Genomic DNA, 15456 nt, shown 5'->3' with positions numbered 1-15456 from the left:
TTCCGGTGAGGAAGAAAGGCGCGCGGGCGCGCGCGGGCCGCGCGACGGCGGCCGCCTCCTCGGAACCCGGAGCTGTCTCAGGGCATGGGGCGGGCGCGTCGCGTCAGGCGGCGAGTCGCAGTGCGGCGGCGGGCGGACCGCGCCGGATCACCGAGTGCTGGAGTGCGAGGGTGGCGGGGGCGGGCCGCTCGTCCCGGTCGCCCCGCCGGGCGCGCGGCGCGGGCTCGGCCGCGGTCAGCAGCCCGGCGCACAGGGCGCCCACCAGGGCGAGCGCCGCGCGCAGGGATCGTACGAGCGCCGCCTCGGCGACTTCGTGGGCCGAGTGCGCCGACAGTTCGAGCAGCCGCAGCACGGCCAGGTCGCCGCGGCGCAGCAGCCAGCCGACGGCGACGGCCGCGAGCAGGTGCCCGAGCAGCATCGGCAGCGAGGGCAGCAGCGCCGCCCAGGCGCCGGTGGCAGCGGCCGTGTGCGGCAGGGGCACGGGGGCCTCGGCCACAGGGCGGCCCGAGGGGTCGATGAGGCGGGCGGCGAGCAGCAGGTGGAAGGCGTGGCCGGGGGAGAGCGCGGCGGCGTTCGCCCCGCACAGCAGCCGGGAGGCCTGTTCGACCAGCGCGGCGTCGCCGAGCGCGGTCCCGCCCGGAGCGCTCTGTCCCATCGGCATGCCGCCCATGGCCATGCCCGTTCCGTGCTGGCCCAGTCCGAACAGCGTGTGCAGCGCGGTCTGGCCGAGGGCGAGGAACGCGGCGATGCCCGGCAGCGAGCGGGCCCGCCCGGCGAGCGGGACCACGAGCAGCAGGGAGCCGAGGAAGCCCGCGCCGAGCGTCCACAGCGGCACGCTCGCGCAGGAGGCCAGGGCGTGCCCGGCCGCGGCCAGCACGACGCAGACCGCGGCGAAGACCGCGGCCCGCAGCATCCGGAGCCCGGCTCCGGGACGCGCCGTGCGCGCGTGAAGGGCAGACATGGCGGCCTCATCATCGCACCGCGCTCCGCGCCGCCCTACGCCAGGTCCGGTCAACACCTCCCCCGGCCGGCCCGAGGGGTACGTCCCGACATACACCGATATCTCCCAGGACGCATCGGCTGTATGGGCGCAGTCACGTCAACGGGGTGCTTACGGCCATCTATGGGCGGCAATAGGTATCGGTATGTCGAGCCGCGGCCTGGAGGCTGGAGCATGAGCATCTGGTGGTCACTCCATCTGCGGCGCGAGGCCGCGAGCGTGCCGCTCGCGCGGCGGCTCCTGATCGGCACCATGGAGACGGCCGGGGTGGACCCGGAGATCTCCTACGACCTCTCCGTCGCCCTCAGCGAGGCGTGCGCGAACGCCGTCGAGCACGGCGGCGGCGACGGCACCCCGTCGGTGTACCGGGTGACCGCGTACCTCGACGGGGAGAAGTGCCGGATCGAGGTGGCCGACTCCGGCCCCGGCTTCCAGCACACCCGCGAACTGCGCCCCGCCCGCCCCGACGCCGAGCACGGCCGCGGCCTGTGTCTGATCCGGGAACTCGCCGACCACGTCCACATCGGCCCCAAGCCCGGCCGCCGCGGCACGGTGGTCAGCTTCGACAAGATCCTCAAGTGGCGCGACGACGCTCCGCTGCTGGCGGTGTGACCCGAAGGGGCACGGCGCGCACGCCGGACCCGCGGACGGCGACGGCCGGGCACCCCGCGGTGCCCGGCCGTCCGACGGCGAAGGTCAGCCCTTCAGCGCGGCCATCCACGCCTCGACGTCCGCGGAGCGTCGCGGCAGGGCGGCCGAGAGGTTCCGGTTGCCGTCCTCGGTCACCAGGATGTCGTCCTCGATCCGGACGCCGATGCCCCGGTACTCCTCGGGCACGGTGAGGTCGTCGGCCTGGAAGTACAGGCCGGGCTCGACGGTGAGCACCATGCCCGGCTCCAGCACGCCGTCCACGTACGTCTCGGTGCGCGCCACCGCGCAGTCGTGGACGTCCATGCCGAGCATGTGACCGGTGCCGTGCAGGGTCCAGCGGCGCTGCAATCCCAGCTCCAGGACGCGCTCGACCGGGCCCTCGACCAGGCCCCACTCGACCAGCTTCTCGGCCAGCACCCGCTGGGCCGCGTCGTGGAAGTCGCGGTACTTGGCGCCCGGCTTCACCGCCGCGATGCCGGCCTCCTGGGCCTCGTACACCGCGTCGTACACCTTCTTCTGGAGTTCGCTGTACGTGCCGTTGACGGGCAGCGTGCGCGTGACGTCGGCGGTGTAGAGGGTGTGCGTCTCAACACCGGCGTCGAGCAGCAGCAGGTCGCCGGAGCGGACCGGGCCGTCGTTGCGGACCCAGTGCAGGGTGCAGGCGTGCGGTCCGGCGGCGCAGATCGAGCCGTAGCCGATGTCGTTGCCCTCGACGCGGGCGCGCAGGAAGAAGGTGCCCTCGATGTAGCGCTCGCTGGTGGCCTCGGCCTTGTCGAGGACCTTCACCACGTCCTCGAAGCCGCGCACCGTGGAGTCGACGGCCTTCTGCAGCTCGCGGATCTCGAAGTCGTCCTTGACCAGCCGCATCTCGGAGAGGAAGACGCGCAGCTCCTCGTCGCGCTCGGCGGTGACCTTGTCGGTCAGGGCCGCCTCGATGCCGGCGTCGTAGCCGCGCACCACGCGCACCGGGCCGGTGGCCTCGCGCAGTTTGCCGGCCAGCTCGCGCACATCGGCGGCGGGGATGCCGTACAGCGCCTCGGACTCGGTGAGGGAGTGGCGGCGGCCGACCCACAGCTCGCCCTGGCCGTCGAGCCAGAACTCGCCGTTCGCGCGGTTGGAGCGGGGCAGCAGGTAGATCGTCGCCTGGTGGCCCTCGTCCGCGGGCTCCAGCACGAGGACGCCGTCCTCGGTCTGGTTGCCGGTGAGGTACGCGTACTCGACGGAGGAGCGGAAGGCGTACTCCGTGTCGTTCGAGCGGGTCTTCAGGTTGCCCGCCGGGATCACCAGGCGCTCGCCCGGGAAGCGCGCGGAGAGCGCGGCGCGGCGGCGCGCGGTCTCGGCGGCCTGCTCGATGGGCTTCAGGTCACGCAGCTCGGTGTCGGCCCAGCCGGACTGCATGTTCTCGGCCAGCTCGTCGGAGACACCTGGGTACAGGCCGTTCTTCCGCTGCTTGATGGGCTCCTCGGACTCGGCTTCCGGGGTCGCCGGAATGAGTTCGTCGGCCACGTGTTCCTCCTCGGTACGGCGTGTGATCTCCCCCGGAGCGGTCCGTGCGGCTCGCCACGATGGGGTCACTGTGTCCGAGCCGGGGACCTCCATCATCGTACGGTCGTACCGGGACGGGCCAGGGGCGGTCGTCCGGCCATGCCTGGCACCGGCCGGGCACCGAGCGGTCATGCCGGGCCGGGCCTCCTGCCGCCGGCTGCCTCAGTCGAAGCGGGCCGCCAGCAGCACCACGTCCTCCCTGCTGTCGGCGGCCTCCGGGCCGTCCGGCAGCACCATGCGCAGCACATGGTCGGCGATGGCTCCGGGGTCCTGCCGCAGCGCCCGCGGGACGCTCGCGGCGGCCGAGTGCAGCCGGGCGAAGGCGCGGTCCATGCGGTCACCGGTACGGTGCAGCAGCCCGTCGGTGTAGAGCAGCACCGTCTCGCCCGCCTCGGCCTCGATCTCCGTGCTGGGCGCCTCCCAGCAGGAGAGCATGTTGAGCGGCGCGGAGACGGAGGTCTCGGCGAACTCGGTGCGCCGCTCCCCGATCAGCAGCGGCGGGCTGTGCCCGGCACCTGCCAGGGTGACCCGGCGCAGCGCGGGCTCGCAGTAGGCGAACAGGGCGGTGGCCGAGCGGGCGGGCTCGGTCAGCCGCAGCAGCAGCTCCAGGTCGGACAGGACGGCGACCGGATCCTCGCCCTCCATCACGGCGTACGCGCGCAGCGAGGCGCGCAGCCGGCCCATGGCGGCCACCGCGCTCGGTCCCGAACCGCTGACCGAGCCGACCGACAGGCCGAGCGCCGCGTCCGGCAGCGGCAGCGCGTCGTACCAGTCGCCGCCGCCGCGCGGTCCGGTGCGATGCCGGGCGGCGAGCTGGACGCCGGGCACGCGGGGCAGCCGGGAGGGCAGCAGTTCCTCGGTGATGGTGGCCACGCAGGCGCGGGTGCGCTCCACTTCCCGCAGCCTGGCCAGGTGTTCGGTGGCGTGCCGGATGTACAGGCCCGCGAGGTGGCGCTGCCGTTCACGGGGTTCGGCGGGTTCGTCGTAGAGCCAGACGGCGGCGCCGAGGCGGCCGGCGTTGTCGGTGGCGAGCGGCAGCGCGTAGCTGGCGGCGTAGCCGAGGCGGGCGGCGACCTCGCGGTGCCGGGGATCGAGATCGTCCTCGGCGAACAGGTCGGGGTGGACGATCTCGGCGGTGCCCGCGGTGTCGTACGGCAGCGCGCCGCGCGGCACGGTCTCCAGGTGGCCGAGGTCGGCGCGGCCGAGGCCGAGGCCGCGGGTGGTGCGGGGGCCGCCGTCGCCGGGGTCCAGCACGACGAGACCGCGGCGGGCGCCGACGAGGGCGGCCGTGGCGCCCAGCAATTCGTCGAGAGCGGGCTCCAACGCGCTGGTGCGGACGAGCCGTTCGGTGAGTTCGTGCAGCGTGGTGAGGTCGGAGACCCAGCCGGCGAGACGGTCCTGGAGGAGCGTGCCGGGGGCGGCGACCGGGGGGTGCGGGGCGGGGGCGGCGGGGACGGTGTCCGCGAGGGTGCCCGCGGTGGCCTCCGGGACGGGAGAGGCGGGCGCGACAGTGTGGGCGGGCGTGGGAACAGTGGGATCGATTCCGGCCACTTTCGGGGGGTGTGGGGCGCTCATGGCGCGCGGCCTTCAGACTGGTGCACAGTGCTCAAAAGCATCGCAAACCCCCAGGTGATTCTGCGCCGCTAGCAGTGTCTCCACATGTACACGCACTCGTGAGGGGATGTCCAGCATTGTCCTGCGGGGTTTCCTGGTGTCCGCGGGACTGGTGGGTGATTTCCGGGAACCCCTTGCCTTACCGCCAAGTTGGCTCAAAACTGCCTGGGGGAACGGTCCGCTGCGGTCGACTGGGCTCGCTCCACGGAGCGTCACAGCGGTCGTGATGGGTACGTACTCGGAGAAGGCCAGGGGTGGTTGGGGACCACCCGGAACCTGGCGACGGACCCGGGCGTCATAGCCACCGACGGCCGAGCCCCATCCTCCCGTGGCGGAGGCGGAGAGAACCACGCGCGACGGCAAACGCCATGCTTCGCCACCCCCGCGCCGTGACCGTGCCTGCCTTGACTGCCGTGGACGCGGCCGCGACCGACGCTCGAACCCCTGGGGATCCCCCGCCGTGCGCGGGGATGTGATGCGCCACCAGGTACGCACAGTGCAGTGATCGACTCATGTTGTGATGTGGACCACGGTGTTGCCAGCGGTGCAACGGAAAGGAACGAGCGCTCATGCGCGAGATCCTCGGAAGGCGACGCAGGCTCCTGTCCAAGCGACGGAACGACGGGACGCCTGAGCCGATCAGCGCGGCCCTGACCTTCGCGACGGAGTGGCAGTGGCCCGTACTACCGGGCGTGGCCCCGGACCCGCAGGGCCGGGCCCGCTGCGGCTGCCCCGACCCGGAGTGCACGGTGCCCGGCGCCCACCCCTTCGACCCCGGCCTGCTCGCGGCCACGACCGACGGGCGCATGGTGCGCTGGTGGTGGACCAACCGGCCGAGCGCGCCCGTCATCCTCGCGACCGGCGGCAAGGCACCCTGCGCGGTCAGCCTGCCCGCGCTCGCCGCGTCCCGCGCCCTCGCCCTGCTCGATGCGCGGGGCATGCGCCTCGGCCCGGTCGTCGCCTCGCCCACCCGCTGGGCGCTGCTCGTCGAGCCGTACTCCATGGCGCAGTTGGGCGAGCTGCTCTACGCCAAGGACTACGTCCCCGGCTCGCTGCGCTTCCACGGCGAGGGCGGCTATATCGCGCTGCCCCCGTCCGAGACCGGCGCGGGCGCGGTGCGCTGGGAACGGGCGCCGCTGCCGGGTTCGGCCGCGCCCTGGGTGCCGGACGTCGAGGCGGTGGTGGACGCCGTGGTCGAGGCCCTCACTCGTACGGGTGTGAGCACGCCCGAGTTGTAGGGCTCTCCGGCGCGCACGGTGCGGGCGGGCGTGCCCCGCTCGTTATGTTCCGCCCATGCTGCGAATTTTTGGGGGCCATGGAACGCGCCGGCCGCGCGACGGGGGACACCGGCGCCCGGACGGCACAGGGCCGCGGTACGACGGCGGAGCGGATCGGGTGCCGGTGGGGGACGGCGGTGCCCGTGACCGGGTGCCGGTGGAGGGCGGTGGTGCGTGTGGCCGGGTGCCGGTGGAGGGCGGTGCGCGGGGCCGGGTACCGGTGGACGGGTGGGCCGGGCCTCAGGTGCCGGCCGACGGCGGGGCGGGTCCCCGGACGCCGGTCGGCGATGGCCTCCGGACGCCGGTCGGCGCCGGGGCGGACGCGGGCGCCGGGGCCGGTTCCCGGATGCCGGCTGAGGCCGGGGTCGGCCTCCGGTCGGCGGTCGAGGACAACTCTCCGTGCGTAAACGGTTGTTCGTCCGAGTCCGGAGGTGCGCCCGGTGACGGCGCCGACCCGCGGCCGAAGGGCGGGTTCCGGCGGGCGCGGTACGGAAAGGCCGATCCGCGGCGGGTGCATCTCGTCGGGCTGGCGTGTGTGGTGACGGCCGCCGTGGTGCTGCCGCTGACCGTGGCGTCCGCCGGGCAGGTCCGGGACGTGAGCGACGTCCTGGTGCCGGGCGCGCCGCGGCACGGTGACGGCAAGGACCCCTCGGCCGCGCCCGGCCGCTCGCCCGGACTGCTGGGCCTGGGACTCGCCACCGCCGCCCGCTGCGGCCCCCAGCTCAGCTCCCCCGAGGGCATCGAGGCGCAGACCTGCGTGCTGATCCAGGGCGCCGACACCTGGGCGCGCACCTACTACCGCAACGCCACCGGGAAGGCGCTGGACGCCGAGCTGAGCCTCATGGGCCCCGGCGGCCGTACCACGCGTACGCGCTGCGACACGGGGACCGACGACGAGCCCGCCACCTGTGAGACCCCCCGCGAGCACAGCCGGGGCGGGGCGGACGCGTACACGGCCGCCGCGGAGTTCGCCGAGGGCGGGCCGCGCGGGGCGCTGCTGCTGCGCTCGGGCAGCAACTCCGGTGGGCCGGACGACGCTTGACGTCGCGCGGTGCGCCGGAGGCTGGACGCGGGCATGAAAAGACCCGGTTGCTGGCGACGGGGGATGCACCAGCAACCGGGCTACTGGAACGGTAACAAGAGATCCGCCGTTCGCAAATTCCGACTCAGGCATTCGGCCATCGAATTCCTACCGATTCCCGTGTCGGAGCGGGGAGTTGTGACCGGATTCACCCGTCGGCGACCCGGTGTCATGACTGACCGACCAGTCAGTCATGACACCGGTGCGGGTGCCGTCAGCTGAGCGTGACCTGCCGGTTGGTCAGTCCGCCGCGGGCCCGGCGCTCCTCCGGGGTGAGCGGCTCCTCGACGGCGAGGGCGGCGGCGAGGCGCTCGGCGAACTCGGCGGCCGGCTTCTCCACATCCTCCGCGCGGACCTCGCCCGGCAGGTCCCAGACCGGCACGGTGAGGCCGTGAGCACGGAAGGAGCCGACCAGCCGGGTGCCCTCGCCGAGGCTGGAGCGGCCCTGCGCGTGCAGGCGCGCGAGAGCGTCCAGAAGCCGCTCCTCCGGGTGGGGCATCACCCAGCGCAGGTGGTTCTTCTCGGGGGTCTCGCACCAGTACGCCGCGTCCACGCCGGACAGCCGCGTGGTCGGGATCGCCGCCGCGTTGGCCCGCTCCAGGGAGGCGGCGACCTCCGGGGTGGCGTTCTCCGCGTCCGGCACCCAGAACTCGAAGCCGCTGTGCACGACCGGCTCGAACGGGGCGTCCGCCGCCAGCAGGTCCTGGAGCCGGGGGCCGTCGGCGGGGGCGCGCCGGCCCTGCACCGGGGTGCCGGGCTCCGCCTCCAGCGCGCGCAGGAGGGTGTCGGCCAGGTCGCGGCTGATGTCGCCGGAGGACGTGTCGTTCTGAAGACCGATCAGGATGGAGCCGTCGTCGCGGCGCAGGGCGGGCCAGGCCATCGGCAGCACCGTGGCGAGCGTGACCGAGGGGACGCCCTCGGGCAGGCCGGCCGAGAGGGTCAGCTCGGCCGTGGCGGCGGGGACCAGCTCGCGCAGCGCCACCCAGTCGCACTCGCCGGGCAGCCCCTCGAACGGCCGGTGCACCAGCTCGGTCACCGCGTGCGCGGCGGCCCGGCCGTGGCACGCCTTGTAGCGCCGGCCGCTGCCGCAGGGGCAGGGCTCGCGGCCGCCGACCACCGGAATGGCGCCGTCCGCCCCGCCGGTCGGCTGCGGGCTCTTGGCCTTCGTCTGGGGTCGCTTCTTGGCCATCGTGGATGTCTCCCGGTTACGGCGCTTCTCGTACGGCGGGAGCCTAGCCGCTCACACCATCCCCGACGGGAACCTGTGGATAACGGGGGTGCGGGGGTGTGGGGGGAGGCCGATGGTGTGATGTTGTGCTTGCCGCTGGCGGCCGCGCACCGGGGTACGCCGTCGGACCTCGTGGGCTGGCCCTGGACTGGGGACCCTGTTCTGGAGCCCGGTGGCCCGTCTGCGGTTCTTGTGGCGGCCCTTTCCTGCACCTTCGGGGGGCGATCTCGGACCTGCTGCCTGCCGTATGCGTCGGTGGCCCGCGCTCGGATCTCGTGGCGGCCCGCTCCGGATCTCGGGGGCCTGCCGCGTGCCTTGGGAGCCCGTCCCACACCTTGGCGATTGATGGGCCGCTCCCGGATCTCGGCGGCTCGCCTCCGGATCTCGGCCCACCGTGGGCCTCGGTGATCCGCCACCTCCGGCCAGCGGTGGCCTGCCGTGGGCCTCGGTTCCCCCTCCCCGGACCTCGGCGATCCGCCCCAGACACCAGCGGCCCGCCGCAGAACACCAGCACCCGCCCCGGAACCTCAGCACTCGCCCCCGTACCCCGGAGCGCCAACACCCGCGCCCCGCGCCCCGCTTCCCGGAACCCAGCACCCACCCCAGCTCCCCAGAACCCCAGCCCCGGCTCGCCGTCGTCCTGCCCAGCCCACCGCTCTCAGGCCAGGTCCTCGAACACCTCCGTGAGGTCGAGGCCGGACAGGTCCGGTGGTGCCGATGCGGTGAGCGCGGCGGTGGCGTGGTCGCGGCGGCAGCGGGCATCAGGGTCGTGCACGTCCCCGTGGACCACCACCCAGACCGTCACCTCGCCGCGGACGTCGTCCCGTACCCCCCAGTCGTCGGCGAGCGCGGTGATGATGGCCAGCCCCCGGCCGCCGTGCGCGGTCACCGAGGGGGTGGCCGGCGCCGGGCGGGTCGGGCCCCCGCCGTCCGTGACCTCCACGATGAGCCGGCCGCGCGTGTCCACCCGCCATGCGGCCCGCACGTCACCGCCGTCGTATCCGTCGCCGGTGCCCGCGCCGCTGCCGCCCAGCGGCCGGCCGTGCTTGCACGCATTGCTCAGCAGTTCGGAAAGGATCAGTACGGCATCGTCGACCACCGATTCCGCCACGCCTCCGCCGCGCAGCTGCGCGCGCATCCGGCGCCTCGCGTCCCCCACGCCCGCAGGGCCATGGGGTACGGCCATGCACGACGACGTGGGCACCTCCTGTGCCACCACCAACGCCACCCCCGAGACCTCCTTCGCCCCACGCCACGGTGTGGATGCCCCAGTGATCTGTGCCGGAAACCGGCCAATCCCCTTCCGCTGACGCATTCACCGGACGCGCACACGATCCGAACGCGCCGGAGCACTCCCCGTGACGGCGCCGACGGCCGGCCCGAGGTCGAACCAGGGCGTCGACAAGCAGGGTCAGCGGCCGAGCTGGTCCAGCACCGCGCGCGGCCGGTTGGTGATGATGGCGTCGACGCCGAGCCCGAGGCAGAGCTCGACGTCCTCGGGCTCGTTCACGGTCCACACGTGCACCTGGTGCCCGGCCCGCTTCAGCCGCTCCACGTATCCGGGGTGGTTGCGCACGATGCGCACCGGGGGCCCGGCGATGCCCACACCCGCCGGCAGCCGTCCGTCGCGCAGCCGGGGCGAGAGCCACTGCACCAGGTAGACCGTCGGCAGGGTCGGCGCGGCCGCGTGCACCCGGTGCAGCGAGCGTGCCGAAAAGCTCATGATCCGCACGGGCGACTCGGCGGCCGCGGCGGGCGCGGCCAGGTTGAACCGCCCGAGCAGGCCGAGCAGCTTCTCCTCGACCTGGCCCGCCCAGCGGGTGGGGTGTTTGGTCTCGATGGCCAGCTCGATGCGCCGTCCGGCGTCCGCGACCAGTTCGAGCAGCCGCTCCAGGGTGAGGACGGAGGTCTCCCCGCGGTCCTCCGGGCGGTGCTCCCAGTCGGGCTCCTCGACCCGGCCGCGATAGGGCTCACCGGTCTTCCACGAGCCGAAGTCCAGCGCGGCGAGATCGGCCAGCTCCAGGGCGGAGACGGCGCCGCGGCCGTTGGAGGTGCGGTTCACCCGCCGGTCGTGGACGCAGACCAGGTGGCCGTCGGCGGTCAGCCGCACATCGCACTCGAGGGCGTCCGCGCCGTCCTCGATCGCCTTGCGGTAGGCGGCCAGGGTGTGTTCCGGTGCGTCTTCGGAGGCGCCCCGGTGGGCGACGACCTGGACGGAGAGCTGTCGTGCGTGGGTGGTCACCGCGTCATGGTGCCACCACCGCGGGGTAAGCGTGGCGGCGCTCGTGCGTCCGACCGGCGAACGGTGGCACACGACATGACGGTTTATGTAACTTTTTCCGTGAATGCCCTTTGTAAGGGCTGGTCCGGGACCCACAGCCACGGCTTATGGTGCTCTGACGGCCCGTGGGAAAAGCTGACTGCATACAAACTGGAACAGTGAACGCAGGACCATGCGCAGCCGCATCGTGACAGGCCACGATCAGCGCGCACGCGCCGCCGAGCGTGCACGAACGTGACCGAGTGCGACCGAGGACCAACAGCCGTGGATCGAGGAGTAGAGCTGTGAGCACCGAGAACGAGGGCAACGCGGTACCCCCGGCCCCGTCCGCACCTCCCGTGCCGGTGGCCTCTCCCGACGCGTCCCCGCGGGCAGGCACCGCGCCGGAGGGGAACGAGGGGCCGGCGGGCCCGGAGCACCAAGCGGACCAGCAGCCGGGGCAGACCCCCCAGGCTCCCCAGTCCCCCCAGCCGCACCAGGGGGGCCGGCCCCCGCAGCCGCACCACGCACCCCAGGGTGGCCAGGGCTACCCCGCCGCGCCGGGCGGCCCCGAGCCGACCACCCCCCTGCCGCCGGTTCCGGACACCGCCCCGCAGCCCCCTGCCGCCGGTCCCGAGGGCGCCTGGCCGCCCCCGCCGCCGCCCGGCACGCCGACCTACGCCGACGGCGCGGGCGGCGCGGGTGGCGGTGCCGCCTGGGGAGCGTCGTACCAGCAGCCCGCCCCCAAGCCGCGCGGACGCGGCGGACTGCTCGCCGCGGTCCTGGTGGCCGCGCTGGTCGCGGGCGGTCTGGGCGGCGGCCTCGGCTACACCCTGGCCAGGAACAACGACAACGGCGGCTCCACCACCGTCTCCGCCTCCGACAACGGCGCGGCCCAGGTCAAGCGCGCCCCCGGCACCATCGCCAACGTGGCGGCCAAGGCGCTGCCCAGCACCGTCACCATCGAGGCCGAGGGCTCCAACGGCGACGGCGGCACCGGCACCGGCTTCGTCTTCGACAAGCAGGGCCACATCATCACCAACAACCACGTGGTGGCGGACGCCCTCGACGGCGGCAAGCTGACCGCCACGTTCCCGGACGGCCGGAAGTACGACGCCGAGGTCGTCGGCCACGCGCAGGGCTACGACGTGGCGGTCATCAAGCTCAAGAACCCGCCCTCCGACCTCAACCCGCTGCCGCTCGGCGACTCCGACAAGGTGGCCGTCGGCGACGAGACGATCGCCATCGGCGCCCCCTTCGGCCTGTCGAACACGGTGACGACCGGCATCATCAGCGCCAAGAACCGCCCGGTGGCCTCCAGTGACGGCAGCGCCACCAGCAAGGCGTCGTACATGAACGCGCTCCAGACCGACGCGTCCATCAATCCGGGCAACTCCGGCGGCCCGCTGCTGGACGCCTCCGGCGCGGTGATCGGCATCAACTCGGCGATCCAGTCCTCGGGCAGCAGCGGCGGCTTCGGCTCCGGGGGGCAGTCCGGTTCGATCGGCCTCGGCTTCGCCATCCCGATCAACCAGGCCAAGTACGTCGCCCAGCAGCTGATCAAGACCGGCAAGCCGGTGTACGCCAAGATCGGCGCGTCCGTCTCCCTGGAGGACTCCTCGGACGGCGCGAAGATCACCGACCAGGGCGCGGACGGCGCCGCCGCGGTCGAGGCGAACGGCCCGGCGGCCAAGGCGGGCCTCAAGCCCGGCGACGTGATCACCAAGCTCGACGACTCGGTGATCGACAGCGGTCCCACTCTGATCGGCGAGATCTGGACCCACAAGCCCGGCGACAAGGTGACGATCACCTACAAGCGCGGCGGCCAGGAGCACACGGCCGAGCTGACCCTCGGCGCCCGCGTCGGCGACAGCTGACCACCCCCTCCCACCGGGGGGTTGTCCCCAACGCCCCCGCGACCGCCCCCGTGCCGGTACGCTGTACCCCGCTCCGCCCCAGGTGGGCGGCGCGGGGAGGTGTGCCCGAGCGGCCTAAGGGAACGGTCTTGAAAACCGTAGTGACGTGAAAGCGTCACCGTGGGTTCGAATCCCACCGCCTCCGCAGGTCAGAGACGTGCTGGTCAGAAGGGGTGCCCCTCGATGAGGGGACCCCTTGTGCTTGGAGCCTGTCTCACCCTGATGCGGCTCTGTCGCGTTGTGGATCAGTGCGTGTGGACCAGGCGTGGACCAGATTGTTGCCCGCGCAGGTCTCTCACCAGGCGTTTCGACCATGTGCAGGACACTGCCCCTATCGGCTGGGTGGGGAAGCAGCTCGGTGGAGCCGTTGGGCGACTTCTTGAAGGAATGCCGCAAGTTCGTGTCGGTCCCTGCCTCGGGTCTTGAGCGCATGACAATTGGGACACAGGGCGATTGTGTTGCTGCCGTGATCCCGGCCGCCCTTCGCATGCTCGACGACGTGATCAACCTCCAGGATGGGATCACCGTTGTCGGTGTAGCCGACGGGTTCAGGATTCCTGCATCGCGGGTTCTCGCAGCGCCCTTTGGACCGCCTCAGCACAGCTTTGCGTACAAGAGGATTGCGGACTCTGTGAACGGTGGTGTTTTCGGCACGCCTCTGATCGCGTCCCGTACGCTCCCATTCCTCAGCCTGCGTCATCCACTTCGCGTACTGCTCGGCATCGCTCAGGACACGGAGCCGGCGCGGCTGGAACGGCAAGGTTACTAACTTGGGCGGAGCCACTGGCTGCGGAGTCGACGGCGGCTGCACCAGCTGTCGAAAAGCTGCTGCTGATCTGGTGTTGCCGTCTCGGATCACCAGACGGTGGGCCTCATCCACCAGAACGAGAAACGTGCTCTGCTCTTCGCGTAGCCAGCGGTCGTACATCGCAAGAGTGGTACGTGTCTTACCGGCGCCCGTGGCCATGTGGATCACTGCACGACTCGGGAGTGCTGGCTGACCGGCGTTTGGCGGAAGCGGGTCGTCTCGAACGTGGTGGTGAGAGCTACCTCTGGCCCATGCCGGTAGGCCCTGTGGACGGTGGAAATCGTCGATCACCGGATCATCACCTCGCAGTGACTGTGCCACGAGGGTCTGACATCCGTGGTGTGCATGCCCGGACGCCGCCCTGCCGGAGTGGGCAGAGCGGCGCCGTCGTTGCTTCGGTAGGAAGCGTGGTTACTGCTCGTCGCCAGCGTCAAGGGCGCGCTCAATCTGTTCGTTCGAGCGCTGCTGATTCCGGTGAATTGCCTTGGCGTAGAAGCGGAAGAGGACGGCGATGCTGTGGCCCGCGCGGCGTGCGACTTCTGCCGGGGAAACGCCGGACTCAAGCCAGAGCGAGACGCCCGCATGGCGCAGGGAGTACGGCACGTCAGCCAGCGGCGAGGCCGCTTCCCCATCGGTCAGCACTGCGAGCCGAGCCGCCTTCCAAACCTCCCCGTACTCCTTGGACAGCAGGCCACCGCCTTGAGCCGCACGGAACAGCCGGCCGTCTTCAGCGGTGCCGAACTCCTTGATGTGCTCGCGGACCAGGCGCACGAGGACGGGGGGAATCGGCACAGGCCGGGTTGCCTTGCGAGCCCGCTTCTTCAGGCCGCGCGTGTCGAACGACTCGCCCGTGTCGGTCCAGCCAGAGCCGACGCGGGGCGTACTCGTGGACAGGACCACTTCTCCCCAGCCCTCTTCGGGCAGGGTGAAGTCTTCTTCCCGGAGATTGGCAGCCTCCCCAGGCCGGTTGGCCGCGTAGTAGAGGCAGCCGAAGAACGCCATCAGGTGACGTCCGCGTGTCCCTTGCTCGCCTACGGCGTCGATCAGTGCTTTCGCCAGCTTGGGGCCGGGTACGAATCGGAAGTCGATCTCGTCGTCAGTCTCGGGCGGAGTCCAGTCGACCTTGTCGAGGGGCAGGGTCGCAAGCAGCTCCCGTTCGACTGCGTACCGGAGGCAGTTGCTGAAGACTGTCCGCTTGCGATTCACCGTGTTCTCGGCAGCGGCCGTGCCGTCCTGCTTCAGCTTCAGGGCATCGAGCGCCGTACGGACCACCGAGGGCGTATTGAGCGCGATGATGTCGACGGACTTTCGGCTGATCCAGTCCAGCGCCGCCACGATGTCGGCGGGAGGTGCCTCAACGTCGATACGGGGCTTCAGCGTCCCGTCGTCGCCGAGGACGAAGCGGTACACCCACGAGTAGAGGGCGATGCGGAGCACCTTGGGAGCCGGGGCCCCTCCGTTGTCCTTGACCAGCTTGGGCGTGATGGTGGCCAGCGTGTCAGCGATGCTTGCGCGGTGCTTGGCCGAGGCACCGGGCCACTTCATCTCCGCATATGCGCGTGTGTGGGCGTACCACGTGGTGGAGTTGAGCGCCTGGACCTCCGAGGCGGGCAGGCCGGTTTCCGTGTCGAACTGCTCGCGGTTGCGCAGTGCGGCCAACAGCTCCGAGCGCCGACCGTCGGCCTGAGCCTTGATCTTGTAGCTCTTGGAGAAGGGGCGCGGGCCGACCCGCCAACGGAGCTGATAGGCCGCCACGCGGTTGGGCCGCTTGCGGATACCCCAGATCTGCACGTCGTAGGTCAGCACGCTTCCTGCACCTCGCACGAGTCGAACCAGGCGTCGAGGTCGGTCCGGCGTATGCGGATCTGCCCGTTGGGGAGCTTCAGGTGCCTCGGAGCCTGGCCCCTAGGCGGTGTCTTCAAATGATCATTGCTGGTAGATCATGGTGTCGTGATACGTCGCCATGAACTGTCGGATGCCGAGTGGGAGTTCGTCCGGCCGCTGCTGCCCGAGTCGTTGCGGGGGCGCAAGCGGCTGGATGACCGCAGGGTCCTGAACGGGATCGTGTGGAAGTTC

General features: G+C 72.2%; 13 protein-coding genes and 1 tRNA gene. 6 read left to right on the top strand and 8 right to left on the bottom strand.

Annotated features, from left to right (window positions below; genetic code table 11):
* Positions 1–103: 103 nt before the first annotated feature.
* Positions 104–961 (bottom strand): hypothetical protein, encoded by an 858-nt coding sequence (locus AC069R_RS08770; protein ID WP_478765755.1) that lies wholly within the window; start codon positions 959–961, stop codon positions 104–106.
* 213 nt (positions 962–1174) lie between these two features.
* On the opposite strand from AC069R_RS08770, the gene AC069R_RS08765 reads away from it, so the two are divergent.
* Positions 1175–1612 carry an ATP-binding protein gene (locus AC069R_RS08765; RefSeq protein WP_478765753.1) on the top strand — a complete coding sequence of 146 codons (438 nt, stop codon included), beginning with the start codon at positions 1175–1177 and terminating at the stop codon, positions 1610–1612.
* 84 nt (positions 1613–1696) lie between these two features.
* Here AC069R_RS08765 and AC069R_RS08760 read toward each other — a convergent pair whose 3' ends face one another.
* Positions 1697–3157: an aminopeptidase P family protein gene (locus AC069R_RS08760; RefSeq protein WP_478765751.1), complete on the bottom strand. Its 1461-nt coding sequence runs from the start codon at positions 3155–3157 to the stop codon at positions 1697–1699.
* A 201-nt stretch (positions 3158–3358) separates the two neighbouring features.
* Positions 3359–4771 (bottom strand): PP2C family protein-serine/threonine phosphatase, encoded by a 1413-nt coding sequence (locus tag AC069R_RS08755; RefSeq protein WP_478765749.1) that lies wholly within the window; start codon positions 4769–4771, stop codon positions 3359–3361.
* 608 nt (positions 4772–5379) lie between these two features.
* On the opposite strand from AC069R_RS08755, the gene AC069R_RS08750 reads away from it, so the two are divergent.
* Positions 5380–6048: a bifunctional DNA primase/polymerase gene (locus AC069R_RS08750; RefSeq protein ID WP_478765747.1), complete on the top strand. Its 669-nt coding sequence runs from the start codon at positions 5380–5382 to the stop codon at positions 6046–6048.
* A gap of 550 nt (positions 6049–6598) precedes the next feature.
* Positions 6599–7129 carry a hypothetical protein gene (locus AC069R_RS08745; protein WP_478765745.1) on the top strand — a complete coding sequence of 177 codons (531 nt, stop codon included), beginning with the start codon at positions 6599–6601 and terminating at the stop codon, positions 7127–7129.
* Positions 7130–7382: 253 nt separating this feature from the next.
* Here AC069R_RS08745 and AC069R_RS08740 read toward each other — a convergent pair whose 3' ends face one another.
* The 3 genes from AC069R_RS08740 to AC069R_RS08730 all read right to left on the bottom strand — a co-directional run bounded on the left by AC069R_RS08740 (position 7383) and on the right by AC069R_RS08730 (position 10638).
* On the bottom strand, positions 7383–8357 hold the full coding sequence (locus AC069R_RS08740; protein WP_478765743.1) for a DUF5926 family protein: 975 nt from the start codon (positions 8355–8357) through the stop codon (positions 7383–7385).
* A gap of 697 nt (positions 8358–9054) precedes the next feature.
* On the bottom strand, positions 9055–9711 hold the full coding sequence (locus AC069R_RS08735; RefSeq protein WP_478765741.1) for an ATP-binding protein: 657 nt from the start codon (positions 9709–9711) through the stop codon (positions 9055–9057).
* A 96-nt stretch (positions 9712–9807) separates the two neighbouring features.
* The gene (locus tag AC069R_RS08730; protein ID WP_478765739.1) at positions 9808–10638 is read right to left on the bottom strand and encodes a glycerophosphodiester phosphodiesterase family protein; all 831 of its coding nucleotides are present in this window, start codon (positions 10636–10638) and stop codon (positions 9808–9810) included.
* Between the two features lie 323 nt (positions 10639–10961).
* On the opposite strand from AC069R_RS08730, the gene AC069R_RS08725 reads away from it, so the two are divergent.
* Both AC069R_RS08725 and AC069R_RS08720 read left to right on the top strand, forming a co-directional pair.
* Positions 10962–12533 (top strand): trypsin-like peptidase domain-containing protein, encoded by a 1572-nt coding sequence (locus AC069R_RS08725; RefSeq protein WP_478765737.1) that lies wholly within the window; start codon positions 10962–10964, stop codon positions 12531–12533.
* Positions 12534–12628: 95 nt separating this feature from the next.
* Positions 12629–12717 (top strand) — tRNA-Ser (locus AC069R_RS08720).
* A gap of 186 nt (positions 12718–12903) precedes the next feature.
* Here the strand turns inward: AC069R_RS08720 and AC069R_RS08715 are convergent.
* Positions 12904–13548, bottom strand: a complete 645-nt coding sequence (locus AC069R_RS08715; protein WP_478765735.1) for an HNH endonuclease — start codon at positions 13546–13548, stop codon at positions 12904–12906.
* 243 nt (positions 13549–13791) lie between these two features.
* Entirely contained in the window at positions 13792–15186 is a 1395-nt protein-coding gene (locus AC069R_RS08710) for a tyrosine-type recombinase/integrase (RefSeq protein WP_478765733.1), read from the bottom strand.
* Between the two features lie 144 nt (positions 15187–15330).
* On the opposite strand from AC069R_RS08710, the gene AC069R_RS08705 reads away from it, so the two are divergent.
* Positions 15331–15456 (top strand): transposase (locus AC069R_RS08705; RefSeq protein WP_478766135.1); only part of this gene is annotated, 126 nt, incomplete at its 3' end.

The sequence above is a fragment of the Streptomyces sp. NPDC043952 genome (genome assembly GCF_056435325.1).
This window is presented reverse-complemented; position numbering and strand designations above follow the sequence as displayed.

Bases quoted from the DNA above. Each gene is read 5' to 3' on its own strand.
- AC069R_RS08770 (WP_478765755.1), bottom strand. From the start codon at position 961: ATGTCTGCCCTTCACGCGCGCACGGCGCGTCCCGGAGCCGGGCTCCGG.
- AC069R_RS08765 (WP_478765753.1), top strand. From the start codon at position 1,175: ATGAGCATCTGGTGGTCACTCCATCTGCGGCGCGAGGCCGCGAGCGTG.
- AC069R_RS08755 (WP_478765749.1), bottom strand. From the start codon at position 4,771: ATGAGCGCCCCACACCCCCCGAAAGTGGCCGGAATCGATCCCACTGTT.
- AC069R_RS08750 (WP_478765747.1), top strand. From the start codon at position 5,380: ATGCGCGAGATCCTCGGAAGGCGACGCAGGCTCCTGTCCAAGCGACGG.
- AC069R_RS08740 (WP_478765743.1), bottom strand. From the start codon at position 8,357: ATGGCCAAGAAGCGACCCCAGACGAAGGCCAAGAGCCCGCAGCCGACC.
- AC069R_RS08735 (WP_478765741.1), bottom strand. From the start codon at position 9,711: ATGCGTCAGCGGAAGGGGATTGGCCGGTTTCCGGCACAGATCACTGGG.